We start from the raw sequence: 25,679 nt of genomic DNA, 5'->3' as shown, positions 1-25,679 counted from the left end.
ATAATATGTGTAACAAATGAAGTCTAAGAACGTCACCCTCGCGATGCCCGAAAAGCTGCTCGCCGACATGAAGGTCGCTGCGTTTCAACAGGGCACCTCCATGAATGCGGTTATTCGGGAGTTATGCGAAGCCTATGTCGGCAAAGCGCGTCGCAAAGATGATGCGCGCGAAGCCCTTCTAAAGCTCATTGACGAGACCAAAGGGCAAATGGGCGAAGGCCGGTTTAGCCGTGAAGACACTTACGCGGGTGAGCCCCGCTTTGACCGATTTAAAGCCTAAGACACGCCCATGCATCCGGATTGCCTGATCGACACGAATGTCTTGCTCTATGCTGCCCTGCATGCAGAATCCGACCCAGAAAAATGGACGCAGGCTCGCAAAATTGTGGCTGACGAAAATTATTCAACATCGGGTCAGGTCCTCGCAGAATTCTATACCAACGCGACCAATGCCAAGAAATTCAAACGCCCCCTCACACCGCAGGAAGCCGCGACTTGGGTGTCTGTTTTATCGGCAAAGCCCTGTGCGGACGTCGATAGTGCCGTTGTAATGCGCGGAATTGAGTTATCCATGCGTTATGTGACGTCATATTGGGATGGGGCCATTCTTGCGGCGACTGAAGCCATTGGCGCGCCTGTCCTATATTCTGAATATCTCAATCACGGCCAATATTACGGATCGGTGCGTGTCATTAATCCCTTCAAACCTCATCCAGATTACAACTAGGAAACTCTATGTCAGTTCTCATCAACAAAGACACCAAGGTCATCACCCAAGGGATGACCGGTAAAACCGGGACGTTCCATACGGAACAGGCCATCGAATATGGCACCAAAATGGTCGCGGGCGTAACGCCGGGTAAAGGCGGAACGACGCATTTGGGTCTGCCAAACTATGACACAGTGGCCGAAGCCGTCCACGCGACGGGCGCGACCGCGTCTGTTATCTATGTGCCGCCACCCTTTGCTGCGGATTCGATCATGGAAGCGATTGCGGCTGAGGTTCCCCTCATCATCGCCATTACTGAAGGCATCCCTGTCTGCGATATGATCCCGGTTAAGCGCGCGCTGGTTGGTTCGAAATCCCGCCTGATCGGCCCGAACTGCCCCGGCGTTCTGACCCCTGATGAGTGCAAAATCGGTATCATGCCGGGTAAAATCTTCAAAAAAGGCACCTGCGGCGTGGTCTCACGCTCCGGCACGCTGACCTATGAAGCCGTGTTCCAGACGACGCAGGTCGGCCTCGGCCAGACGACAGCCATCGGCATTGGCGGTGACCCGATCAACGGCACCAACTTCATCGATTGCTTGGAGTTGTTCCTCCATGATGATGCCACCAAGCAAATCATCATGATCGGTGAAATCGGCGGCTCTGCCGAAGAAGAAGCGGCGGAATATATCGCGCACATGGCCAAAAAAGGCATCTCCAAGCCAATGGTCGGCTTCATTGCGGGCCGCACGGCCCCTCCCGGCCGCACTATGGGCCACGCGGGCGCGATCGTGTCCGGCGGTAAAGGCGGTGCGGAAGACAAAATCGAAGCGATGGAAAAAGCCGGCATTCGCGTGTCAGATTCTCCGGCGCGTCTGGGCACGACCATGATGGATGTTTTGAACGGCTAAATCATTTCATCAGACACAGTGTTTTGAAAGGTCGCCGGAAGGCGGCCTTTTTTATTGCCGTAATCGCCGCTGTCGTTAGGCAGGCAGGATAGAAAGTCACAGAGACACATTGCAGGGGATGAGGTCCATGACATTTGGAATCGGTATGAGGCGAGGGCCTATATATCTCGCACTCTTGAGTATGACGATGTTGTCCGCCTGCGCGACGACAATTAATGCAGAGCGGTCGCCCGAGTCGTTACTGGATACGATTGTTCCAGCGTCTCTCGCGGAGACGTATGAGACGTTGCAATATGCGCCTGCGACACGGGCGGGCGATATGCTCTATCTGTCGGGCGTGCTCGCGATTATGGCCGAGGGCGAAACTTCGATTGAGCCTGCTATCGAGCGGTCTTTCGATGAGATTGAAATGATTTTGGCAGAGTCAGGCGCGGATTGGTCCGATGTCGTCGATGTCACCAGCTACACAACCGATCTGGATGCCCACCTCGGACCGCTGTGGGGCATTAAGTCTGAGCGTGTTGGGGCGCCTTATCCGAGTTGGACCCTCATCGGTGTCGATCGGCTTTATGGGGGCGATGGCGCGATTATCGAAACGAAAATGACGGCTTACCTGCCAGAGCCGTGAAGATAGATGGTACGCTTAATCAATTGAAAAACGGGCCACTCCTCTCAGGGAGTGGCCTTTTCTATAAGCAGATTTACCGATGACGAGATCGTGTCGTGACGGATTTTTTGACCGGTTTCGGCGGTGTCACAATGATGATCTGCGGCCTCGCGACCCGTTTGATTTTACGATCCGGGGCCGCGCGTTTGATAACCATTGGCTTTTGGGCCGGCAATTCCCGGACATAGTGCACGGTTTGAGGGGATGACCTGTGCGTTCGCACAGTTGTACGCGGCGCGACGATCAGGGTCGCGGCGGACTGCGGTTTGTAGCTCTGCGCTGACGGCGCGGCAGATGCGGCAGGCGCAATCGCGATCAATGTTCCCAAGACGCCGAGAGTCAGAGCGGCACGTTTAGCGATTGTTTTAGCTGAGGTGGAACGGGTCATTTTTCGTCTCCTGTTTTTGGCCCAGATCGGTTGATCCGGTTTCATCTCTTTGCCGTGCGTGTCTTGAGGGGACGCTGAACGCGCTATTTAGAAACGGTTCAACGTTGTAACGATATGTTTCTGTACGACTTTAGGCGCCTGCGGATCAGCTGTTGCTGCGATGTTTGCGCCTAAAGTCTGTCGATCCCTCTGAAAGCGGCGGCCTGTTTCGAATTTACCTGAAAACTCCGGTGATATTCATTGTCTATTGACGTTACAGTCCGATGACAGGACGGGCCGTTTGGGTTAAGCGGCCGTAAATGACAGAGCGAAAAGCACCGACTATGGCCAAGCGCACCGAGCTGAACCAAGCCTTTATTGACACGGATTTCCTCGATGGGGGCTCAGCCCTCTATCTGGAACAGATGCAGGCGCAATATGCGGATAATCCCGCGAGCGTGGATCCGAGCTGGCGCGCCTATTTCGACACGCTGGGCGAAGACGGTGCCAACGCCAAACGCAATGCGGCGGGCCCGAGTTGGAAACGCGAAAATTGGCCGCCAACGCCGAATGGTGACCTGACCAATGCGCTGACCGGTGACTGGGGCGATAGCCCAGCGGCCGCCGAGAAAAAAATTGCGATTAAACAACCGGAACTCTCCGCCGATGGCGTACGTCAAGCGGCGAAAGACTCGCTAAATGCGTTGATGCTCATCCGAGCTTACCGCGTTCGCGGGCATTTGATTGCCGATCTTGATCCGCTGGGACTGCGCAAGCAAGGCACGCACCCAGAATTGGACCCGGAAACCTACGGTTTCGCGCCAAGCGACCGGGACCGCGATGTGTTCATCGACGGTGTGTTGGGGCTGGAATATGCCACGGTCAACCAGATCATGGATCTTGTTACGCGGACTTATTGCGGCACCATCGGTGTGCAATTCATGCATATCTCCAACCCGGAAGAAAAAGCCTGGATCCAAGAACGGATCGAAGGCCCGGATAAACAGGTCAGCTTCTCTAAAGAAGGCCGTCTCGCGATCTTGCAAAAAATGATCGAAGGCGAGAGCTTCGAACAATTGCTGCATAAGCGTTATCCCGGCACAAAACGATTTGGTTTGGACGGCGGCGAAGCGCTGCTTCCGGCGATGGAACAAATCATCAAACGCGGCGGGCAGTTGGGTCTGCAAGACATCAATATTGGGATGCCGCACCGCGGTCGCTTGAACGTCATGGCGTCGGTGATGAAGAAGCCTTATTCGGCGATCTTCTATGAATTCCTCGGCGGCGTCACATCGGGTGCGGAAGACTTCGGCTCTGGTGATGTGAAATATCACCTCGGTGTGTCAGATGACCGCGAATTTGATGGCAACAAGGTTCACCTGAGCCTTGCTCCAAACCCGTCCCACCTCGAAGTTGTTGCGCCTATTGTGATCGGCAAGACGCGCGCGAAACAACAATCCATGTCAGGCACGTTCCGGACGCATAATCCGAAACGCGTGATGGCGGTTATCCTGCATGGCGATAGCGCCTTCGCAGGCCAAGGCGTGGTGACGGAAACGTTCCAGCTCAGCCAACTGACAGGCTACCGTACCGGCGGATCGATCCATGTGATCGTCAATAACCAGATCGGTTTTACCACCACTCCAGACGAATATCGCTCCGGCGAATATTGCACCGATGTGGCCTTCATGGTGCAAGCCCCGATTTTCCACGTGAATGGCGATGATCCCGAAGCGGTTGTTTATGCTGCGCGGATCGCCACAGAGTATCGCCAGAAGTTTGGGCGGGATGTTGTTCTCGATATCGTCTGCTACCGTCGTTACGGCCATAATGAAGGCGATGATCCAAGCTTCACACAGCCGAAAATGTATAAGGTCATCGACGGAAAGCCGTCGTCCCGACAGGTGTATGCGGATCGTTTGATCGCCCAGGGTGACTTGACGGAAGCTGAGCATCAAAAACTGGTCGATGATTTTTACACGTTCCTTGACGGCGAATTCGATGCGGCGAAGGATTTTGAGACCAAAGCCCCTGATTGGTTGCATGGGGTTTGGTCGGGCATCAGCTTGCCGTCTCTAGACGATGAAAAACGCCGTGGCGCCACAGGTGTGCCGATTGACACACTCAAAGAAATCGGGACAAAAATCACGACCGTTCCCAACAGTGTGAACATCCATAAAACGCTCAAACGCATTATCAAAGCCCGTGCAGATAAAGTCGAATCAGGCCGCGATATTGATTGGGGTTTGGCCGAACATCTCGCCATTGGGTCGCTCGTAATTGAAGGCCACCCCGTGCGGCTGTCCGGACAGGATTCGGAACGCGGCACTTTTAGTCAGCGACAGTCGCACTTCATTGATCAGGTGACGGAAGAAAAATATACGCCGCTCAATCACCTCTCAGAGGACCAACAATATTATCAGGTGTTAAACTCGCATCTATCTGAGGAAGCCGTGCTTGGCTTTGAATATGGTTTCTCGATGACTGCGCCGTCCGCGCTGACCATCTGGGAAGCGCAGTTTGGTGATTTCGCCAATGGTGCGCAAGTCATGGTCGATCAGTTCATTAGCTCGGCTGAACAGAAATGGCTGCGTATGAGCGGCCTCGTGATGCTGCTGCCGCATGGTTATGAAGGGCAGGGGCCGGAACATAGTTCTGCTCGTCTTGAGCGCTACCTACAAATGTGCGCCGAAGACAATATGCAGGTCTGCAATGTTAGTACGCCGTCCAACTATTTCCATGTGTTGCGACGACAGCTGCACCGCACGTTCCGCAAACCGCTCATCATTATGGCCCCGAAGAGCCTGCTGCGGCACAAGCGATGTGTTTCGACGATGGACGAAATGGCGGCGGAAACCTTCTTCCACCGTGTGTTGTGGGATGATGCCCAATTCCGCCCGGATGATTTTGAAGTGAAACTGGTCGAAGACAAAAAGATAAAGCGCGTCGTGGTTTGTTCCGGCAAGGTTTATTATGACCTGATCGAAGCGCGCGAAGAATTGGGTCGCAATGATGTCTATTTGTTGCGGGTCGAGCAGTTCTATCCTTATCCTGATGATGCGCTCGAAATTGAACTGTCGCGGTTCAAACAGGCCGATATGGTTTGGGCACAAGAAGAGCCTAAAAATATGGGGGCGTGGAGCTTTATCGAACCGTTATTGGAAGAAACGCTGATTGAGATCGGGGCAAAAAATAGCCGCGTACGCTATATTGGCCGCAAAGCTGCCGCTTCAACCGCCACCGGCATCGCGACGAAACATAAAGCCGAGCAACAAGCCATTATTGACGGGGTGTTCGCTAAATAGCGGACATTATCATCCAAGCTGACGTTCAACCCATGATTTTTCTGGCAATATGAGCGCAGAGACCTAAGCAGAGACTATGACTGATATTACAATTCCCAACGTCGGCGAATCCGTTTCCGAAGTGACCATTGCACAGTGGATGGTGGCCGCAGGCGACACGGTGAAAAAAGATGATCCGATTGTCGAAATCGAAACCGACAAGGCGAGCCAAGAATTGGTCGCGCCTGAGGACGGTGTTATCTCCGAAATCCTCATCGCTGAAGGCGAGACCGTGAATGTTGGCACCTTGATCGCGACGATGGGTGCTGGCTCCGGCACAGCCCCGGCGCCGAAAGCGGCCACGCCAGCCGACGCGCCAACAAACGCGCCTGCGGAAAGCGCCGCGCCAGCCGAGTCTAGTGAGTCGTCGATTGATATTGATATCCCAAATGTTGGCGAGTCTGTGTCCGAAGTGACCGTGGCGAGTTGGATGAAGCAAGTTGGTGACACGGTTGAAAAAGACGAACCGCTGGTTGAATTGGAAACCGATAAGGCCGCGCAAGAACTCGTCGCGCCTAGTTCGGGTGTGCTGACAGAAATTCTTGTCGCCGAAGGTGACATCGCAACGATTGGTCAGACGATAGCCCGTATGAGTGTGGGCGCGACGGGCGCGGCCTCTGTTGTGAGTGCGGCTCCCGCACCCGTGAAAACGGCCGACGCGGGCGACGCCTCAGATGACGCGCATCCTATGCCAGCGGCGGCCAAAATCATTCGCGAGAATGACCTTGATGTCGGGAAGATTGTCGGCACAGGGAAAGATGGCCGTATCCTCAAAGCAGACGCTCTACAGGCGCTAGAGTCTGGAGCGGCGAAAAAGTCAGCGCCCGTGGCGGCTGCACCCAAGCCTGTTTCTACGGCTCCCGCCGCCCCGTCCGCACCACGCGAAGTCGGGGAACGTGAAGAACGGGTGCGGATGTCACGCCTGCGCCAGACGATCGCGCGTCGATTGAAGGATGCCCAAAACACAGCCGCGATGCTGACCACTTTTAACGAAGCCGACATGAGTGAAATCATGGCGTTGCGATCCAAGTATAAAGAGGTCTTCCTCAAGAAACATGATGTGAAGCTCGGCTTTATGTCCTTCTTCGTGAAGGCCGTCGTGCAGGCGCTCAAAGAAGTGCCGTCCGTGAATGCTGAAATTGACGGCACAGACATCATCTACAAAAACTTCTATGACATCAGCATTGCTGTTGGCACGCCAAAAGGTCTGGTTGTTCCTGTCCTGCGCGACGCGGACACACTGTCGCTCGGCGGGATCGAAAAAGGGATTGGCGTCTTGGGCGCGAAAGCTCGCGACGGTCAGCTCTCGATGGATGATATGAGCGGCGGCACGTTCACGATCTCGAATGGCGGGGTTTACGGCTCCCTGATGAGCTCACCAATTCTCAACCCGCCGCAATCCGGCATCTTGGGGATGCATACGATCCAGAAACGCCCCGTCGTCGTGAACGATGCGATCGTCATCCGTCCGATGATGTATCTGGCGCTCAGCTACGATCACCGGATTGTCGACGGCAAAGAAGCCGTGACCTTCTTGGTCCGGGTCAAAGAATGTCTCGAAGATCCCGAGCGCTTGCTGCTCGATCTCTAATCATCAACCCGGCTTCGGCCGGGTTTTTTTATGGCGTGAATTGAGCGAGGCTCGCTCGGACTCGACTCTTCTACGACATTTTGGCACTCTTTCTAAAATATTGGGGAGAGAGATATGAGAAAACCACCGGTCTGGTTCTGGGTCATTGCGGCGGCGTTCCTGATTTGGAACGCGTTCGGTTGTTACCTCTATGTCGTCGAAGTGACGATGACCGACGCTCAATATGTAGTTATGTATGGCGAAGACATGGCGGCGGTGCGCGATCTTTATCCGGCGTGGGCGATTGCCGCTTTTGCCACGGCGGTCTGGGGCGGTTTGCTTGGCGCTATTTTATTGCTCGCGAGACGGGGGCTGAGTGCCACTGTTTTCGGGCTTTCGCTGGCCGCCTCGGTGGTTTGCTTCATTCCCAATTTCGTCAGTACGCCATTGCGCGAAGCGGGCGGGTCAACATTTTGGGTGATGCCACTGATAGTGGTCTTGATCGGTTGCGTGCAAGTTTGGTTCTCGCGACGAGAGCGGGTCAACGGACGTTTACGCTAAGGCCTGCCGCAGCAGAATCTCCGAAGCCCCGGTTTACCGGGGCTTTTCTTTTGCGCGACGTCACGAGTTAGGAGGCAGTTTCTAATTTTATTCCCTAAATAGGTTTCATGAACGAAGCCGCGCGGTGTTCGCGTCGGCCTCAGTATCAAACAATCAAAGGACTAAAATCATGGCAAAAGCTAAAACAACGAAGAAAACAACAGCCAAAAAAGCTGAAGTCTCTAACATCCGTAAAGGCGCACTCGCCTATGTCGGCCTGTATGGTCTGGCTTATGAGCGCGCTCAAATGCGGGCTGATCAACTGAAAACAGCTTCTGGTGAACTGTTCAACACACTCGTCAAAAAAGGCGCTGTGCTTGAAACTAAAGGTCTGGAATTGACAAAAGACACACGCGCTAAAGCGACTGACATGGTCGAAACAAGCGTCGAAACAGTCAAAAATGTCGTTCCTTTCGGTGGCCGCGACAATCGCGTCGAAGAGCTGGAAGCTGAAGTCGCATCATTGAACAAGAAAATCTCTGCGCTGTCTAAAAAAGCTACGACAACTCGCAAAATGGCGAAAACAGCGACTGTAAAAGCTACCGCTGCTAAAGTTGAAGCCACAAAAACTGTCGCTGAAACGCCTGCGACAACAGAAAAGAAAGCCGCTTAAGGCGCTTTTCTTCACGACGATAGCGCAGGTCGCTCTCCTCCTCCCATTTCCCTGGATGAGTGACTTAAACTTGATGTCTATCGGCGTGTGCGGCTTCCCCCGCACACGCCTTTTTTTATGCGCGGATCAAGACTCACGCTTCAATATGAGGCAGGGTTGATTACCGCAGGTTTGTATCCAACGGCAGTGTCGGCTAAAGCTTACCAGTCGGGAACAGGGAAGAGACGTCTGAATGGCTATAAAAAAAGAAAATGTCGCGAAGCAAGCCGCTGAAACGACGACCGCGGTTAATACACTGGTTGGATTTGGTCGAGGCGAAGTTGTTAAATCGCTCGGTATTATGGCGGGGTATGTGGCCAAGCAGCCCAAGCCATTTGCCAAACATATCGGGGCTTATGGCAAAGAGCTCTATGACATTGTCAAAGGGGATAGTGAGCTTGCGCCGCACCCGAAAGACCGCCGCTTCCAAGATGAAACATGGTCTAAAAATCCGATTTATAAACGTGGTTTGCAAAGCTGGCTCGCCATGCGCCGCGAGCTCGATGGCTGGATCAATGACAGCCAAATGCATCCGGCCGATAAGGCCCGCGCCAAATTTGTCACCGATCTGATCGGCGATACGCTGGCCCCGACAAACTCGTTGATCGGTAATCCGGCAGCGATGAAAAAGCTCTATGAGACGGGCGGTATGTCGCTCGTGAACGGGCTGAAAAACGCCTATGATGATCTGCGCAATAATGGCGGGATGCCAAGCCAAGTGGATGGGCGACCATTCAAAGTGGGCGAGAATATCGCGAATACGCCGGGCGGCGTGATTCATAAGACGGAAATGCTGGAAGTCATCCAGTACAAACCGCAAAGCGATGAAGTCCACCAGACCCCGATCATGATTATCCCGCCGCAGATCAATAAATTCTACGCGGTCGATCTTGAACCGAATAAATCCATGATCCGTTTTTTGGTCAAATCAGGCTTTCAGGTGTTCGCCGTATCGTGGCGCAACCCGACCCGCCAGCATTCCCATTGGGGGCTGGAAAGTTACGTCGAAGAACTCATTGAAGCGTCTGATGTGGTGCGCAAAATTACGCGCTCAAAACGTCTGAATGTGACAGGAGCTTGCTCCGGCGGCACGACAATGGCGCTGATGCTTTCAGAACTTGCGGCGCGGGGGGATGACCGGATCAATGCGTTTACGCTGATGGTGTCTGTTTTGGACGGTAAGAAAACAGATTCCGAAGTGGGCTTATTCGTTACCGACACCGCGATCGAAAGCGCGCGCAAACGATCCAAGAAAAAAGGAATTTTGGCGGGGGATGATCTCGCACGGTCTTTTGCATGGATGCGTCCGAATGACCTGATTTGGAACTATGTCGTCAATAATTACTTGTTGGGGGAAAGCCCGCCGCCGTTTGATGTTTTGTTCTGGAACAATGACTCGACCAACCTCCCAGCCGAGCTTCACAGCAACTATCTCGATATCTTTCAGAAACGCACATTCCGTCCAGACAAAACCGAAGTCTTTATGGACCATATTGTCGATTTGAGCGCGGTGACGCAGGATAACTTTATGTTGGCGGGTGTGACGGATCACATCACCCCGTGGAAGGCGTGTTACCGCAATGTGCGTCTATTCGCCGGGGAGACGACATTTGTGCTCTCTAATTCGGGCCATATTCAATCGCTGCTGAATCCACCGGGAAATCCGAAGGCGCAATATTTCATCAATAAAGATTTCCCACCGCGGGCAGACCGCTGGCTGGAAGGGGCGGAAAGCCATTCTGAGAGTTGGTGGCTTCCGTGGCGCGAGTGGCTTGCGGAACGCTCGGGCGAAATGAAAGCGGCCCCGAAGAGCCTTGGCAATAAAGCACATCCCGCCGTGTCAAAAGCACCGGGCGAGTATGTCTTCACGTAATTGGCTTGAACCAACCTAAACGCTCACTGTTTCGGTAATTTTTGCCGAGGCTGTGAGCTTTAACGGCAAATCTTGCAAAATAGTTCCGGCTTACCCTTTGCGCTCGACGGTCGCTTGCCTTAAAGGCCGCGATCTTAATCGCAGGAGATTTCGTCCCATGGGACGCATTGTCATGAAATTTGGCGGCACATCTGTCGCTGACCTCGACCGTATTCGTGCCGTTTCCAAACTGGTCGCGGCCGAAGTCGCGGCGGGACACGAAGTCGCCGTTGTCGTCTCTGCCATGAGCGGGGAAACGAACCGCCTTGTCTCTCTAGTCGATGCGCTCGACAAAGATATGGACCCCACGGGTGAGAAATCCGGCGGGGCCATTGCCGATGAATATGACAGCATTGTTTCGAGCGGCGAACAGGTCACATCCGGATTGCTCGCCATTGCTTTGCGCCGTCGGGGTATTCCCGCGCGCAGTTGGCTCGGGTGGCAAATTCCCCTCAAAACAGATATGGCGCATAGCAAGGCGCGGATCGGCGAGATTGAAAGTTCCGCTATCGGGCCAAGCATGGCGCAAGGGACCGTCGCCGTCGTCGCGGGTTTTCAAGGCATTAATAAGGATGACCGGATTTCAACCCTCGGGCGCGGCGGGTCGGACACATCCGCTGTTGCGATTGCGGTGGCTCTGAAAGCCGACCGCTGTGATATTTATACGGATGTGGACGGGATTTACACGACTGACCCGCGCATCGTGCCCGACGCGCGTCGTCTTAACCGCATTGCTTTCGAAGAAATGCTAGAGCTCGCGTCATTGGGCGCAAAAGTCTTACAGGTCCGTTCAGTTGAGCTGGCCATGAATTATAACCTACCCATCCGGGTGCTGACGTCGATGGCCGATGAGGGCCAAAGAAATCCCGGCACTCTCGTTTGTCACGAGGATCTTACCATGGAAGAGCGCGTCGTTTCCGGTGTCGCCTATAGTCGCGACGAAGCCCAAATTACCTTGCTTAAATTGTCCGATAAACCCGGCATGGTCGCGAAAGTCTGTAAAGCGATGAGCGATGCGGGCATCATTGTTGATATGATCGTCCAAGGTATTTCTCGGTCGGATAATAGTGCAAACCTGACCTTCACAGTCGGTGAACGTGATCTGGAGATGGCATTGGCTGCGCTCGACGCGGCTAAGCAAGATATCGGCTTTGCCGGCGTCAAGTTTGATCGTGACGTGACCAAAGTGTCAGTCGTCGGAATTGGCATGCGCTCTCATACTGGTGTGGCGCAAACGATGTTCGAAGCGCTCGCGGCGAAGGGGATTAATATCTCGGTTATCGCGACCTCTGAAATCAAAATCAGCGTGCTCATCGATAGCGAATATACGGAACTGGCAGTGCGGGCGTTGCATAGCGCTTTTGATCTGCACACGACACCCGCGCCGCGCGTGTCAGCGCCTTAAGGCAGACCTCGCGCCATCGATTTTGATCGTAACTTATCGGGTCAGCGCCTGTGGCGGGGCCGCGGTCTAGCGCAGGTCTAGCGCCATAAAGCGCGAGTCCATAGGATTGTCATAATACCGGTCAATGTCGCGAAACCCGAGCCGTTCATAGACGCCGTTGGCATGGGTGAGGCCCCGGTCCGTATCGAGTAAAAGTCGCTGATACCCGTGCGCCCGCGCGCCAGTGATACAGGCCACGCAGAGCGCGTCTCCGATCCCGTGACCCCGTGCTTCTGGTGTGACCCATAAACGCTTAAGCTCGGCTGTGCCCGGCTCAAACGGTTTTAATCCGACGGCCCCGGCGGGCGCGCCGTTGAATGTTGCCAACCACAGCGCGTCATAGGTTTGAGGGAAGTCCGCAAATTCAGTGTCTGTCCCTTGGAAGGACAAAGATTGCCCGAGATAGGCCTCGATAAAGCGGAGGTAGTCGAGAAAGAGCGCTTTTACATGCGCGATGTCGTCGGGAGTTGTGGCGCGTTTAAGGTCCATAGCAGGGCAACGCTTACGGCATTTTGCGCGTCTCAATCAATCATAAGAGGCGCGAAAACGCCGTTTATGTCCCGACCGCATTGGCTAAGCGGTTGATTAGCTCACGATTGACAGTCCCGGTTTCTGAGAGGCCGCTGGCGCGTTCGAATTCGACAATCGCCGTGCGGGTACGTGCGCCCATAACCCCGTCGGGCGTGCCAACGGGATAGCCGAGGCTCGCGAGTAGGGATTGCGCTTCACGGACTTGGGATCGGTTCGTCGATTGCGAAGTTTTGACCCACGGCACATCATTGAAAATTCCGTTAGCACCTTCGTCAATCTGTCGCGGCGCAAAGGCGGCGATACGGCTATCAATGGCGTCCAGTTTATCCGCGCTTAATGTCTCGCGAAGGGCATCCCGCCGCGATACGGCGAATTGATCGCCTTGACGGGCCGCGATGGCATACCAGAACAGAGCGTCTTCGATATTGGGCGTTGTGCCAACTTCTGAGCTCTCAGAGAGAATGGCGAGATTGAATTGGGAATCGACGACACCGCGACGGGCGGCTTGTTCGAACCAAGATTTAGCCGTCTGCATGTTCAGATCAACGCCGCCCCGACCTTCGGTATAATAGAGCGCCAGATCATGCATGGCGATGCGGTTGCCACCGCGCGCGGCACGTTCGATCAATTGCCGGGCCATCACATCGTCGCGCGGGACGCCTTCGCCCGCTTCATAAAGCTTCGCGAGACGGTAAAGCGCGGCGGGTTGATTAGCGCTGGCGGCTTGACGAACGAGCGCAGCGCCTTCGTCTGTTTGTCCGGCGTCGAGCTTGGCAAGGCCCATTTGGAATTGGGCGATCGGGTTATTGGCTTCAACTGCGGCTTCGAGAGTGTCGAGCTGTTCGGTGTCAATTATGACCGGTTGGTTTTCAGCATAAGAGCCGATGGGCAGCGTTGATATGTCTGGCGTTACCAATGTCTCCGCTGCGCCGGCAACGCCGAGAGGCTCCGGCAAAGCCGCGGCATCGCTTGATCCATTGATCGCGGTCAACGGCATTGACGGTGTCGTCGGTTCGGTCGTTACCACGCGCTGATTGTTGCCGCCATTTACGTTCGGGTTGGGGCCATCGCCGCTGCCGAGGATCACGCGACCTGCCAGCAACGCAACAGAAATAGCGCCTGCGGCCATCAGTCCGACACGCAGATTACGGTTCGTGAAAGTCGGGAGCGCAAAGCGACGTTTTGGGCTGTCACCAGTGATGCGGACCGCCATGGGTGAGTCATTGTGTGAGCGGGCCATCACGCCGGCACGCGCGTTGACGCTCTCGGCATAGGCCGGATTAGAATAGACCGTGTCCGGCATCGGCGCGGTTTCGAAGTCTTCAACAGGGCCCAGCGGCGGTAACGCAGACGGCATTTTGAACGGCGGTAGTGGCGGGGCGCCAATGCCCGTATGGGGCGGCTGACCGGGGAAGGGCAAGACCGGGGACGGCGGAGTAAAGGCTTGTGGCGGCTCAGCAATATATTGCGTCGGAGCAACGACCATTTTGTCGAGAGTCAATGTTTCTTCAGGGTCGGCAATATCATTAGAGGCGCGCAAAGCGGCCGCGTAAGGGTTTTGCGAGTCAACGACGGCGGGGCCGCGGAACGATGTCAGCCGATCTCGAAGCGCTTGGACCGGGTTGGGCGGAACGTCCATTGCGGGCGGCTCTGGCGTTTCAGGCGTCAGGTTGTGCGGTGTGTCGGGCAGAGGGGGCAGGGCGGCCATCTTTGGCATAGGCGCTGCGGCGGGTCTGCTTTCTAATTCTGTAATACGCTGTTGTAGTGCGTCAATCCGGTGGCGGATTTCCTCACGCGCGCGTTCGACAACACGTTCCGCCGCGCCCGTGCCGACGGCAAGATGGCGTGCTTCGACTTCAACCAGTCGGGTTTCTAGTTTGGATTGATATGCGTCGAGTTCCGCTTGTGTTTGCAACGCGAGTTCATTGACTTTTTCGACAATGACATTGCTTGACGTTTGACGTCTTTGTTCCAATCCCGCGTGGATTTTCTCAATCGTATCGCCGACCTTATTCAGCGCGGCGGCGCTATCACGTTCAACGGCGTCGACACGTTTTTCAACGGCGAGCTGGGATTTGGCGATAGCGGTGGTGAGTGTCTCTGTGACTTCGTCTAACTCATCGCGGCGGGCCTGCGTTTCAGCTTTCATCCGCGCATCAATTGCACGGGCAATATCGGCGAGATGTTTGTTGACACGCGCAATGGCGTCCGCTTGCGAGACTTCCGCCTTATCAAGGCGCATTGAGGCGCGACCCAAGGCTGCGTCGAGATCGGCGAGACTGCCTTCGGCCAGAGCGGCTTTCAGCTCACTGCGAACCGCATTGCGCATATCGATCGTTTGTTGATCAAGCCGTTCGGTCAGGACGTTGACGTGGCGGGTGAGGCGACCTTTTTGGACGCGGCTAGATTTTTTCAATCCGGCTTCGAGGGCCGAGACGATTGTTTCTAATGACTCGACGCTTTTGCGTGTCACGCCATTGGCGCGATTGAGCCGGGTTTCTAATTTATCAAGATCAGTTTGGAGAGAGCTCGAACGCGCGGCTTTTGAAGGTGTCGGTTTCCGACGACGCGGTGCGGCGGGTTTTTTTGACGGGGTCTCTGGCGCGGGTGTCGCTGTTTTCTCTGACGTGACTTTGAGTGATGATTGCGTAGCCTTGCTGTCCCCGTCAGACGGGTTGGTCGGCTTGGCAGAGTCATCGGCAACCCGGCTGACCATAGCGCGTACGTCCTCTCACAATCCTTGTGCCACTTAGAAAATACGAATCACTTTGGCCCAAAAGTTGGACCATTGACCCGATCCATAAGCCCTCATCGCCCAACTATGGTTAAAAGGCCGTTAAACTGTTAACATGACGTGTTTCATCTTTCCCTTGACGTTAACGTAAACTTAGGTCAAAAGATCGATATGACCGCGAAATCATCATTGCTGGACCCGCGTGCCCTGCCGAGCGCTCTGACTGATACTCAGGCGTCATCGCAAAGGTGGACGATCCGCGAGTTTGCGGACATGTTCGACGTCACGCCGCGTACGGTGCGTTTCTATGAAGACAAAGGGCTGCTCAGCCCCGAACGCAATGGGCAAAGTCGGACATTCCACATTCGCGACCGCGCCCGGTTCGAACGGATTTTACGCGGCAAACGGCTCGGGTTTTCTCTGGATGACCTTCGCGCTGTGTTTGACGTGATGGAAGGGCGGATCACCGATACGACGGAACTCCGCCGCCGCCGTGATAATTTCCAGGCTGTGATTGACGGGCTGGCGGATCGCCGCCGCGACGTTGAAATCCTCGCCGATGATATGAGCGAAATTGTCTCCGTCATTGACGATCATCTTACGCAAAAGGCTGACGACTCCGCACAGGACGTCGCCACCCTCGCTGACCGCTATCAGGCGGCTTTCGAAAAACATCTCATCGCTCAACAAGGATCAATCTAATGCCAAGCTACAAGGCCCCCGTACGGGATATGCAATTCCTACTTCACGAAGTTCTCGGGTTTGAAGACCTGACGAAATATGAAGCGTTCCAAGATGTCGATGCGGATTTGGCGGATGCCATCCTCGTCGAAGCGGCGAAATTTTCCGAAGATGTGCTCGCGCCTTTGAATGTGGTCGGCGACCACGAAGGCTGCACCCGTCACGCCGATGGGTCTGTCACGACGCCAACGGGCTTTAAAGACGCCTATAAGAAAATGTCCGAAAATAGCTGGTCGGCGCTCACAATGGACCCGACTTATGGCGGGCAGGGCATGCCCGGCATGCTGGGGATTGCAGCGTCCGAAATGTGGACTTCGTCCAACATGGCGTTCGCAATGTATCCCGGCCTGACAGGCGGCGCGATCAAAGCGATTAGCGTCGGCGGATCGGATGAGCAGAAACAGACGTTCCTGCCGAAAATGATGTCCGGCGAATGGACCGGCACAATGAATTTGACTGAGCCGCACTGCGGCACAGACTTGGGCATGCTCAAAACTAAAGCCGTCCCGAACGCGGATGGCAGCTACAAAATTTCCGGCCAGAAGATTTTCATCTCGGCGGGTGAACACGACATGAGCGATAATATCATCCACCTCGTCATCGCCCGTATCGAAGGCGCCCCAGAAGGCACGAAGGGGATTTCACTCTTCATCGTCCCGAAATTCAAACTGGACGCCGACGGCAACCCTGGCGATCGGAACCCTGTCACCTGTGGCTCCATCGAAGAAAAAATGGGCATCCACGGTAACTCGACGTGCGTCATGAATTATGACGAAGCTGAAGGCTACCTCATTGGTGAAGAGAACAAAGGCCTGCGCGTCATGTTCGTCATGATGAACGAAGCTCGCATCGGCGTTGGCCTTCAAGGTCTCGGCCAATCCGAAGTCGCTTATCAAAATGCGGCGATCTACGCGAAAGACCGGATTCAAGGCCGCGCGCTGACAGGTCCACAAAATAAGGACAAGCCTGCCGATCCAATCATCGTCCACCCTGACGTGCGTCGCATGTTGATGGAAACAAAAGCCTTTAACGAAGCCGGACGCGCGCTGCTCTATTGGGCCGCGAAACACGAAGATATGGAAAAGTATTCCGGCGACGCCAAACTCGCGGAAAAATGCGATGATTATCTCGGCCTGCTGACCCCTGTCGTGAAGGGCTACCTGACTGATATGTCGATGAAGACGACAATTGATTGCCAGCAAATCTTTGGCGGTCATGGCTTTATCGAAGAATGGGGCATGTCCCAGTTCGTACGCGATAACCGAATTGCGCTGATCTATGAAGGCGCGAACGGCGTGCAAGCGCTCGACCTTGTGGGCCGCAAACTCGCCCGCAATGGCGGTCGTGCGTTGATGACGCTGAACGCGGAAATCGACCAGTTTGTGAAAGACAATAAAGACACAGACGGGATCGCAGAATTCATGGACGGCCTTGCCGGTGCCAAGACGAAACTGACCGAAGCCACCATGTGGTTGATGCAAAACGGCATGAAAGACCCGAATAATGCCGGGGCGGGTTCAACCGACTATATGCATATGCTCGGTCTCGCGACGCTGGCCTATATGTGGTCAAAAATGGCGGTGGTGGCCCAAGCCAAGATCGACGACGGATCGAATGATGATTTCTACCCGAACAAACTCATCACAGGTCGTTATTTCATGCTCCGCATGTTGCCGATGATGGATAGCCATCTCGCCAAAATCAAGACAGGGGCAAAGCCCTTGATGGAATTGGACGCGGCCGCGTTTTAGTAATCATGAAACGAGAAACTTTCTTGATTGCATTCCTTTTAATTGGAGGTCCAGCCTACGCTGGGCCTCTTGGCACATTTATGGGTCAGGCAGAGTCGGAATTTGAAGCGCTTGAGCAAGGGGTTGAACCTACGCTTTATCTCAGCACAACCGCGCCAGATCCGAGCCCTTTATTTCAGAAATATATATACCGTATCGGAGTTGAAGGACTGTGCTCCGTGCGTGGCAATGGAGTGATGTCAGTTGGCACGGACTTGGAAAATTCCACCAAATTTCAATTCATCCCAATTTTAACAGCCTTAAAAACAAAGTATGGTGAACCAACAGAAACCAATATATTTCAAGGTTGGTATCAGGATAAACAACCCTTTAGCTTTGTTGATGAACTTGCCGGTAATGATAAATCTTACTGGTATTCGTGGGAGAGCAATTTAGACCGACCTCTTCCATTTGACCTTCATGCGGTAAGTTTTAACGCCAGCCCGAAGTCTCCTACCGAAGCCTATATCAATATATCCTACGAGTATAAAAATCTCACGACGTGTGAATCATCCGAAATACGAGCTGCAACAGACTCTTTATAGTCCAGCCACCACAACCGTGATAACCTTGGAACGCGACATTTCCTCGCCGCTAACCCTTCAATTTTGTGCTAAACGGTACCCAAACCATACGCCTCATAAGGACTCCCCATGACCGCTGCGATCGATTTCAAAAACCCGGATTGGTACGAAGAAGAAGACATCAACATGTTCCGCGATGCGGTTTACAAGTTCTACGCCAATGAAATGGCGCCGCATTCGGAAGAGTTTCGCAAGAACAAAAAGGTCGACCGCAAGTTTTGGAATCAAGCCGGCGAATATGGCCTGTTGAACTGCGCGATCCCCGAAGAATACGGCGGCGGCGGTGGCGACTATCGCCACGAAATGATCATCATGGAAGAGCTGGAACGCGCTGAAGTCGACGGGTTTGGTCTGTCACTCCACAACGCTATCGTCGCGCCATATATCCTGCATTACGGTACCGAAGAGCAGAAACAAAAGTGGCTACCGAAGATGGCGACGGGCGAATTGGTTGGGGCGATCTGCATGTCCGAGCCGGGCACCGGATCTGATCTTCAAAACGTCAAAACCAATGCCAAGAAAGACGGCAATGGTTGGATCATCAACGGCTCTAAGACCTTCATCACCAATGGCGGCACGGCCAACCTATTGATCATCGTCGCGGATACGGGCGGTGAAGGCAAACACTCCAAGTCGCTTTTCGTGGTCGAAACAGACGATCTTGAGGGTTTCCGTCGCGGTCGACTGCTCGATAAAGTCGGCATGGACGCGCAAGATACAGCGGAGCTATTCTTCGATGATATGAAAGTCCCCGCCGATGCATTGCTGGGCGATGATACGGGCCAGGGCTTCATCCAGTTGATGACAGAGCTGCCGCAGGAACGGCTCAACATCGCCGTGCAAGGCGTTGCGGCGATGGAGAAGGCGCTGCGTCACACGATTGAATATGTGAAAGACCGCAAAGCGTTTGGGAAACGGATCATTGATTTTCAAAACACGCAATTTGAACTGGCCGAGCTGAAAACCATCGTCACCGTCTGTAAAGTCTTCACCTATGATTGCGCTGAGAAGCACCTTCGCGGCGAATTGGACACGGTTACGGCATCGATGGCGAAATATTGGGTCACGGACCGCGAATGCGAAGTCATGGACCGCTGCTTGCAACTGTTTGGCGGCTACGGTTTCATGAATGAATATATGATCGGTCGCCAGTGGCGTAACAGCCGCGTGCAGCGGATTTATGGCGGCACGAACGAGATCATGAAATTGGTGATCGCGCGTAGTCTCTAATCGCTTTCACACTCTTTGCTCAGTTTTGCTGAATGCAAAGTTGGACTATCAATAGATAAAGGCGGCGCATTGCGTCGCCTTTTTTCGTTTGAGGCAGCGCCAAACTCTTTGATTGCGACTCTTACAACGAGGGCGCTGCATCGGCTTTGCGGCCCAGATAAACGGTTTGCGTGAACGGCTTATTTTGTAGCGGATTGTGGAAGGTCACAGGTTCAGCCCGCGCCGTGCCGAAAACAGTGGCGAGGCGCTGCGTGAAATCCGTATCTTCTCGTTCATCCGACCACAGCCCCATGACGCCGCCGGGCCGGAGATGGGCGCTAAGCCGGGCCAAACCCTCTTCGCTATAAAAACTGCCGCTGCGCGCATCCAAGAGCCAGTCCGGGGTATGGTCAATATCGATCAAAATCGCATCAAACTTCCGACCTGATGCGTCAGGGTCAAACCCGTCTTCGGATTGCGCGCGGGCAAAGAAATCATCGGTGATAATACGGCACCGCGGATCATCGCCGAGCGGAGGATCAAGCGGCAGGTGTCCCGCCGCATGCCAATCCACAACCGCCTCTAGCATTTCGACAACGATCAAGGCGCGGACACGCTTATCCTCCAGCACCGCACCCGCCGTATAACCAAGCCCGAGACCACCGACGACAACGTCTAAATTTTCCCCGGTGAGGTCCCCTAATCCGAGTTTGGCTAACGCAATTTCGGACGCCGTGAACAGGCTCGACATGAGATGCTCCTCGCCGAGAATAATCTCAAACACATCGACGCCTAAGCCGATCAACCGTCGCCGGCGCAGGCTGATCGGGCCAATCGGGGTGTCACGGTAATCGATCTCGGAAAATAAAGGATGCATGGCGTCCCTGTGACACGCGCGCAGCGGGGGGCATAGCCCTCGGATGACTACCGCCCACCGTCCGTGTTTGGATGTGATCACGGGGCGACGGTCTGCAACTCGACAAATCCCGGCCTCGCCCCTACAAGACTAGAACGACTACGCGCCCTCTCGCCCGGGGGATTTTGAAGGTCCAAATGCGATGCACATTCTTAGCAAAACCCTGATCGGTCTGGTCGCGCTCATCCATAGTTATATTTTAGTGTTCGAAATGTTTTTGTGGCAAAGCCGGGGGCCGAAAGTCTTCTCAAGCTTTCCGCCAGATTTATTTGAACCCACGACCGCGATGGCCGCCAATCAGGGGCTCTATAATGGCTTCTTGGCGGCGGGCTTAGTCTGGGCGCTTGTGTTTATTAAAGACGTGACGTGGAAGCGGAATGTCGCCTTGTTTTTCCTATCGTGTGTGGCGGTGGCGGGACTTTACGGCGCGATGACGGTGTCACAGTCCATCCTCTTTGTGCAAACAGTTCCCGCTGTTCTCGCGATCCTAAGCCTCATGATTTTAAAGCGTGGCAAGACTTAGCCTGCGTAGCGACAAACCTTAAGGAGTGGCGATGATCATTGTTATCGGGTCTGCAACAGCCAAACCAGGTCATGAAGACGCCGTGCGCGACCTCAGCCTCATGCATGTGCAACGATCGCGCGAAGAGCCCGGCTGTATCGCGCATAATGTCTCCGTCGACAGTGAGAATGCCGCCCGGTTCGTCTTTGTCGAATATTGGGCAGACATGCCGGCTTTAAAGGCCCATTTTGCGCTCGCGGCTTCGCAAGGATTTGTCCGTGACTTGCGGCCTTTATTGGCAGAAAATCCAGATATGAAAATCTTTAAGGCCGCGCCCCTTAAACCCTAAAGCGGCAGAGCGTGTTGGCGCCTCGCTTTCAGCCTCTTTTCGCAAGGTCGTCATATTAAGAACAAAATTGTCTCTGAATTCAGCCCGGGCCGGGCGCAATGAATGACGGAAGTTACAATGTTCACCAAACTCACAACCGCGACACTCATGGTGTCTGTGTTCCTTGTCGCCTGCGACGCGCCTGTGGCGGAAAACGAGATGATTGAGATACCGCCGATTGAGACGATGCCAACTGCGGAGATGACCACGCCTAAGGCCGCCGTTCAGTTTGACGACCTCGACCTCACAGGGACTTACGCAATGAGCGGTGTCGCCTGTGATGTCCTCGTGGGGACCTTGACCATCGCCGAGACCGCCATTCGCGTCTCAGAAACCGTCTGTGACATCACGCAAGCGCGAGAGATCAACGCGACGACGATGGAATATGCGCTTTCCGATTGCCAAGTCGAAGGGGCCGCCTCGCCAGACCGCACCATCACCGTTACTCAGGACGAACTTGGAAATATAAATCTAACCCCATGGAACGACCAGACGTTCGACTATAGCGTCTGTCCGTTATAACCGGATGCCGCAGGTTTTGAGGAGACTGTAAACGCTTATGCAGGGAGGACTTGGTTAAATACGCTGTTGCCAGGCTCACAAAACGCACTCCGCCCACACACCCCACTCTTGCGACTCGGCGCGCATCCCCGTATCAGGCGAAAATTTGCTTTTTCGCTGTGACGGATCGCGACTCTATGCCCAAACGTACCGACATCAATTCCATCCTGATCATTGGGGCGGGGCCGATCATTATCGGGCAGGCGTGTGAGTTCGATTATTCCGGTGTGCAGGCGTGTAAGGCGCTGCGCGAAGAGGGCTACCGCGTCATTCTGGTGAACTCCAACCCGGCCACGATTATGACCGATCCGGACATGGCGGACGCAACCTACGTCGAGCCGATCACCCCGGAGATCGTCGAGAAAATTATCGCCATTGAGCGGCCCGACGCGCTCCTCCCGACGATGGGCGGACAGACCGCGCTCAACACGGCGCTGGCGCTGGAACAAATGGGTGTGCTGGAAAAATACGGCGTCGAGATGATTGGCGCGAAAGCGGACGTGATCGACAAGGCGGAAAACCGCGAGCGCTTCGCCGAAGCCATGACCAAGATCGGGCTGGAAAATCCGCGCGCGACCATCGTCACGGCGCCCCTGCGCGATGACGGCAAGCCCGACATTGCCGCGGGCGTGGCGGAAGCCATCAATGCGCTCGATTATACGGGCCTGCCCGCCATCATCCGCCCGGCCTTCACCATGGGCGGTACCGGCGGCGGTGTGGCGTATAATATCGAAGAATATCGCGAGATTATCCGCTCTGGCCTTTCCGCGTCTCCGACCAACCAAGTGCTGGTGGATGAGAGCCTGCTCGGGTGGAAAGAATATGAGATGGAAGTCGTCCGCGACAAAGCGGATAATTGCATCATCATTTGTTCCATTGAAAATATCGATCCGATGGGCGTGCACACGGGCGATAGTATTACGGTCGCGCCAGCCCTGACCCTGACGGATAAAGAATATCAGATCATGCGGGATGCCTCGATCGCGGTGTTACGCGAAATTGGCGTTGAAACGGGCGGATCCAATGTGCAGTTCGGGATCAATCCCGTCGATGGCCGGATGGTTGTGATCGAAATGAACCCGCGCGTGTCTCGCTCCTCGGCCCTCGCGTCCAAAGCGACAGGCTTCCCGATTGCAAAGATCGCGGCGAAACTGGCCGTCGGTTACACGTTGGATGAACTCGACAATGACATTACGGGCGCGACGCCCGCCGCGTTCGAACCGACGATTGATTACGTCGTCACGAAAATCCCGCGTTTTGCATTTGAGAAATTCCCCGGCGCCGAGCCGATCCTGACCACGGCGATGAAATCCGTGGGCGAAGCGATGGCGATTGGTCGGACCTTTGCGGAAAGTTTTCAAAAGGCGCTGCGCTCGCTTGAAACGGGCCTAACCGGGCTCAACGAAATAGACTTTGATACGTCCGATCCCGAGGCGTTGAAATCTGCGCTCAAAGCGCGCCTGTCGATCCTCGCGCCTGACCGTTTGCTCGTTATCGCGCAAGCATTCCGCCACGGCATGAGTGTCGATAAAATTTATCAATATACGATGATCGATAAGTGGTTCCTGCGCCAGATCGAGACGTTGGTGAAAGCCGAAGGTTGGCTGACCCAAAACGGCCTACCCAAGACCGAACGCGAATGGCGCGCAATTAAAGCCGAAGGCTTTTCCGATGCACGCATCGGGGAGCTCACGGACACCAAAGAATCCAAAGTGCGTAAAACGCGTCACAAAGCGGGGGTTCGGCCCGTCTATAAACGCGTCGATACGTGTGCCGCCGAATTCGCGGCCAAGACGCCCTATATGTACTCGACTTACGAAGCGCCGAGTTTTGGTGGTGTCGTCGAGAACGAAGCCCGTGTCATGGATAAGAAGAAAGTCGTCATATTGGGCGGCGGTCCGAACCGGATCGGGCAGGGCATTGAGTTCGATTATTGTTGCGTCCATGCGGCTTACGCGATGGCTGATCTCGGCATTGAATCGATCATGGTCAATTGTAACCCGGAAACCGTCTCGACCGATTACGACACGTCAGATCGGCTTTATTTCGAACCTCTGACCGAAGAAGATGTGTTGGAATTGATCCAAGGCGAAATGATGAGCGGCGAACTACTCGGCGTTGTCGTGCAGTTTGGTGGCCAGACGCCGTTGAAACTGGCAAGCGCGCTAGAGGCGGCGGGCATCCCGCTGCTTGGCACAAAATCCGACGCGCTAGACCGGGCCGAAGACCGCGAACGGTTCAAGGCGCTGGTTGAAAAACTGGGGCTTCGTCAGCCTAATAACGGCATCGCGCGGAACGCCAAGGAAGCCCGCGAAGCCGTGCTGAAAGTCGGCTATCCGGTCGTGCTGCGCCCGTCCAACGTGCTCGGCGGACGCGGTATGGAAATTGTCGATAATGACACAGAAATGGAACGCTACATTACGGAAGCGGTAAAAGTGTCCGGCAAGTCGCCGCTGCTGATCGATCAATATTTGCGTGACGCGGTCGAGGTCGATGTCGACGCGATTTGCGACGGCGAGGATGTGTTCGTCGCGGGTATTATGGAACATATCGAAGAAGCCGGCGTCCATTCCGGCGATAGCGCGTGCTCGCTACCGCCTTACACGCTGTCCACTGAAATTCAGGACGAAATGCGCCGCCAAGCGCGATTGCTGGCACTGGAACTCGGCGTCGTCGGATTGATGAATATTCAATTCGCGGTGAAGGGCGATGATGTCTACCTCATCGAGGTCAACCCGCGCGCGTCCCGGACGGTCCCGTTCGTAGCCAAAGCCATCGGGCTGCCCGTTGCCAATATTGCCGCCAAAGTCATGGCGGGTGAAAAACTCTCTAGCTTTGATCTCACCACGCGACCGCAGAAATATATTGCGGTCAAAGAAGCGGTCTTCCCGTTTGCCCGTTTCCCCGGCGTTGACACCGTGCTCGGCCCTGAAATGCGCTCGACGGGCGAAGTCATGGGTCTGGCGGATAGTTTCGGTGTGGCCTTTGCCAAAAGCCAGCTGGGCGGCGGTGTCACGTTGCCAAGCGACGGCGCGGTTTTCATCTCGGTCAAGGATGATCATAAACCTCTGATGACGGATCTGGCCCGCGAACTGATCGACTTAGGCTTTACCATCGTTGCCACAGGCGGGACGTGCAAATATCTCCGCGCGCAAGGGCTGGCCGTTGAGTACGTCAAGAAATTCCACGAAGGTCGCCCGAACATTGTCGATGCAATGAAAAACGGTCAAATTCAGCTGGTATTCAACACAACCGAAGGCAAGCAAGCCCTCAAGGATAGCTTTTCGCTACGCCGCACCGCGCTCGACCAAAAAATCCCCTACTTCACGACCTTTGCCGCCAGCCGCGCGACAGTTGAGGCGATTAAAGAGCTAAGCCTAGGTGGCTATGAGGTGGAGAGTTTGCAGAGCATTGCGGCGGGTTAGGCGCAAGATTTAATTTTTTAGCCAACGATATAGGGCCGGACGAGTGATCGTCCGGCCCTGAATGATTTTAGCCGTTCGCTTAGGCTCACGGTGCGTCGCTATATTTGATTATCAATCAATGA

At 54.7% G+C, this 25,679-nt stretch carries 22 protein-coding genes; 18 read left to right on the top strand and 4 right to left on the bottom strand.

The window, feature by feature from the left end:
- Nucleotides 1–16: 16 nt before the first annotated feature.
- The 4 genes from IE105_RS11700 to IE105_RS11685 all read left to right on the top strand — a co-directional run bounded on the left by IE105_RS11700 (nt 17) and on the right by IE105_RS11685 (nt 2,248).
- Entirely contained in the window at nt 17–280 is a 264-nt protein-coding gene (locus IE105_RS11700; RefSeq protein WP_189498680.1) for a hypothetical protein, read from the top strand.
- Nucleotides 281–289: 9 nt separating this feature from the next.
- The gene (locus IE105_RS11695) at nt 290–727 is read left to right on the top strand and encodes a PIN domain-containing protein (RefSeq protein ID WP_189498677.1); all 438 of its coding nucleotides are present in this window, start codon (nt 290–292) and stop codon (nt 725–727) included.
- An 8-nt stretch (nt 728–735) separates the two neighbouring features.
- Entirely contained in the window at nt 736–1,620 is an 885-nt protein-coding gene (sucD, locus tag IE105_RS11690) for a succinate--CoA ligase subunit alpha (RefSeq protein WP_189498675.1), read from the top strand.
- A 181-nt stretch (nt 1,621–1,801) separates the two neighbouring features.
- A complete protein-coding gene (locus IE105_RS11685) occupies nt 1,802–2,248 on the top strand; it encodes a Rid family hydrolase (protein WP_189498673.1) in 447 nt (148 codons plus the stop codon).
- Nucleotides 2,249–2,321: 73 nt separating this feature from the next.
- On the opposite strand, the gene IE105_RS11680 is transcribed toward IE105_RS11685, so the two are convergent.
- Nucleotides 2,322–2,675: a hypothetical protein gene (locus IE105_RS11680; protein WP_189498671.1), complete on the bottom strand. Its 354-nt coding sequence runs from the start codon at nt 2,673–2,675 to the stop codon at nt 2,322–2,324.
- 323 nt (nt 2,676–2,998) lie between these two features.
- Between IE105_RS11680 and IE105_RS11675 the strand changes: the two genes are divergently transcribed.
- The 6 genes from IE105_RS11675 (at nt 2,999) to IE105_RS11650 (ending at nt 12,137) form a co-directional block, all read left to right on the top strand.
- Nucleotides 2,999–5,959, top strand: coding sequence for a 2-oxoglutarate dehydrogenase E1 component (locus IE105_RS11675; RefSeq protein ID WP_189498669.1), 2,961 nt, complete (start codon nt 2,999–3,001; stop codon nt 5,957–5,959).
- A gap of 76 nt (nt 5,960–6,035) precedes the next feature.
- Nucleotides 6,036–7,589 (top strand): 2-oxoglutarate dehydrogenase complex dihydrolipoyllysine-residue succinyltransferase, encoded by a 1,554-nt coding sequence (odhB, locus tag IE105_RS11670; RefSeq protein ID WP_189498667.1) that lies wholly within the window; start codon nt 6,036–6,038, stop codon nt 7,587–7,589.
- 114 nt (nt 7,590–7,703) lie between these two features.
- A complete protein-coding gene (locus tag IE105_RS11665) occupies nt 7,704–8,129 on the top strand; it encodes a hypothetical protein (RefSeq protein ID WP_189498666.1) in 426 nt (141 codons plus the stop codon).
- Between the two features lie 169 nt (nt 8,130–8,298).
- Nucleotides 8,299–8,781, top strand: coding sequence for a hypothetical protein (locus IE105_RS11660; protein ID WP_189498664.1), 483 nt, complete (start codon nt 8,299–8,301; stop codon nt 8,779–8,781).
- Nucleotides 8,782–9,013: 232 nt separating this feature from the next.
- The gene (locus IE105_RS11655) at nt 9,014–10,693 is read left to right on the top strand and encodes an alpha/beta fold hydrolase (RefSeq protein WP_189498662.1); all 1,680 of its coding nucleotides are present in this window, start codon (nt 9,014–9,016) and stop codon (nt 10,691–10,693) included.
- 157 nt (nt 10,694–10,850) lie between these two features.
- Complete coding sequence (locus IE105_RS11650) at nt 10,851–12,137, top strand: aspartate kinase (RefSeq protein ID WP_189498660.1); 1,287 nt, start codon at nt 10,851–10,853, stop codon at nt 12,135–12,137.
- A gap of 66 nt (nt 12,138–12,203) precedes the next feature.
- Here IE105_RS11650 and IE105_RS11645 read toward each other — a convergent pair whose 3' ends face one another.
- Nucleotides 12,204–12,665, bottom strand: a complete 462-nt coding sequence (locus tag IE105_RS11645) for a GNAT family N-acetyltransferase (RefSeq protein WP_189498658.1) — start codon at nt 12,663–12,665, stop codon at nt 12,204–12,206.
- 64 nt (nt 12,666–12,729) lie between these two features.
- On the bottom strand, nt 12,730–15,423 hold the full coding sequence (locus IE105_RS11640) for an SEL1-like repeat protein (protein WP_189498656.1): 2,694 nt from the start codon (nt 15,421–15,423) through the stop codon (nt 12,730–12,732).
- 189 nt (nt 15,424–15,612) lie between these two features.
- On the opposite strand from IE105_RS11640, the gene IE105_RS11635 reads away from it, so the two are divergent.
- The 4 genes from IE105_RS11635 (at nt 15,613) to IE105_RS11620 (ending at nt 19,786) form a co-directional block, all read left to right on the top strand.
- Nucleotides 15,613–16,143, top strand: a complete 531-nt coding sequence (locus tag IE105_RS11635) for a MerR family transcriptional regulator (protein ID WP_189498653.1) — start codon at nt 15,613–15,615, stop codon at nt 16,141–16,143.
- Complete coding sequence (locus tag IE105_RS11630; protein ID WP_189498652.1) at nt 16,143–17,933, top strand: acyl-CoA dehydrogenase C-terminal domain-containing protein; 1,791 nt, start codon at nt 16,143–16,145, stop codon at nt 17,931–17,933. The genes IE105_RS11635 and IE105_RS11630 overlap by 1 nt, the downstream gene beginning before the upstream one ends.
- Before the next feature lie 5 nt (nt 17,934–17,938).
- The gene (locus IE105_RS11625; RefSeq protein ID WP_189498650.1) at nt 17,939–18,517 is read left to right on the top strand and encodes a hypothetical protein; all 579 of its coding nucleotides are present in this window, start codon (nt 17,939–17,941) and stop codon (nt 18,515–18,517) included.
- Nucleotides 18,518–18,625: 108 nt separating this feature from the next.
- The gene (locus IE105_RS11620) at nt 18,626–19,786 is read left to right on the top strand and encodes an acyl-CoA dehydrogenase family protein (RefSeq protein WP_189498648.1); all 1,161 of its coding nucleotides are present in this window, start codon (nt 18,626–18,628) and stop codon (nt 19,784–19,786) included.
- 121 nt (nt 19,787–19,907) lie between these two features.
- Here the strand turns inward: IE105_RS11620 and IE105_RS11615 are convergent, their stop codons facing one another.
- Nucleotides 19,908–20,642: a spermidine synthase gene (locus tag IE105_RS11615; protein ID WP_189498646.1), complete on the bottom strand. Its 735-nt coding sequence runs from the start codon at nt 20,640–20,642 to the stop codon at nt 19,908–19,910.
- A gap of 181 nt (nt 20,643–20,823) precedes the next feature.
- Here IE105_RS11615 and IE105_RS11610 point away from each other — a divergent pair, with 181 nt between their 5' ends.
- From IE105_RS11610 to carB, 4 genes are all read left to right on the top strand, one after another.
- Nucleotides 20,824–21,204: a DUF1304 domain-containing protein gene (locus IE105_RS11610; RefSeq protein ID WP_189498644.1), complete on the top strand. Its 381-nt coding sequence runs from the start codon at nt 20,824–20,826 to the stop codon at nt 21,202–21,204.
- Nucleotides 21,205–21,235: 31 nt separating this feature from the next.
- A complete protein-coding gene (locus IE105_RS11605; protein ID WP_189498642.1) occupies nt 21,236–21,532 on the top strand; it encodes a putative quinol monooxygenase in 297 nt (98 codons plus the stop codon).
- A 102-nt stretch (nt 21,533–21,634) separates the two neighbouring features.
- On the top strand, nt 21,635–22,093 hold the full coding sequence (locus IE105_RS11600) for a hypothetical protein (RefSeq protein ID WP_189498640.1): 459 nt from the start codon (nt 21,635–21,637) through the stop codon (nt 22,091–22,093).
- A 176-nt stretch (nt 22,094–22,269) separates the two neighbouring features.
- Nucleotides 22,270–25,557: a carbamoyl-phosphate synthase large subunit gene (gene carB, locus IE105_RS11595; protein WP_189498638.1), complete on the top strand. Its 3,288-nt coding sequence runs from the start codon at nt 22,270–22,272 to the stop codon at nt 25,555–25,557.
- Nucleotides 25,558–25,679: the final 122 nt, after the last annotated feature.

The sequence above is a fragment of the Algimonas arctica genome (assembly GCF_014652695.1).
Classification (GTDB): domain Bacteria; phylum Pseudomonadota; class Alphaproteobacteria; order Caulobacterales; family Maricaulaceae; genus Litorimonas; species Litorimonas arctica.
The sequence above is the reverse complement of the archived record's forward strand: the minus strand, read 5'-3'. Positions and strand labels throughout refer to the sequence as shown.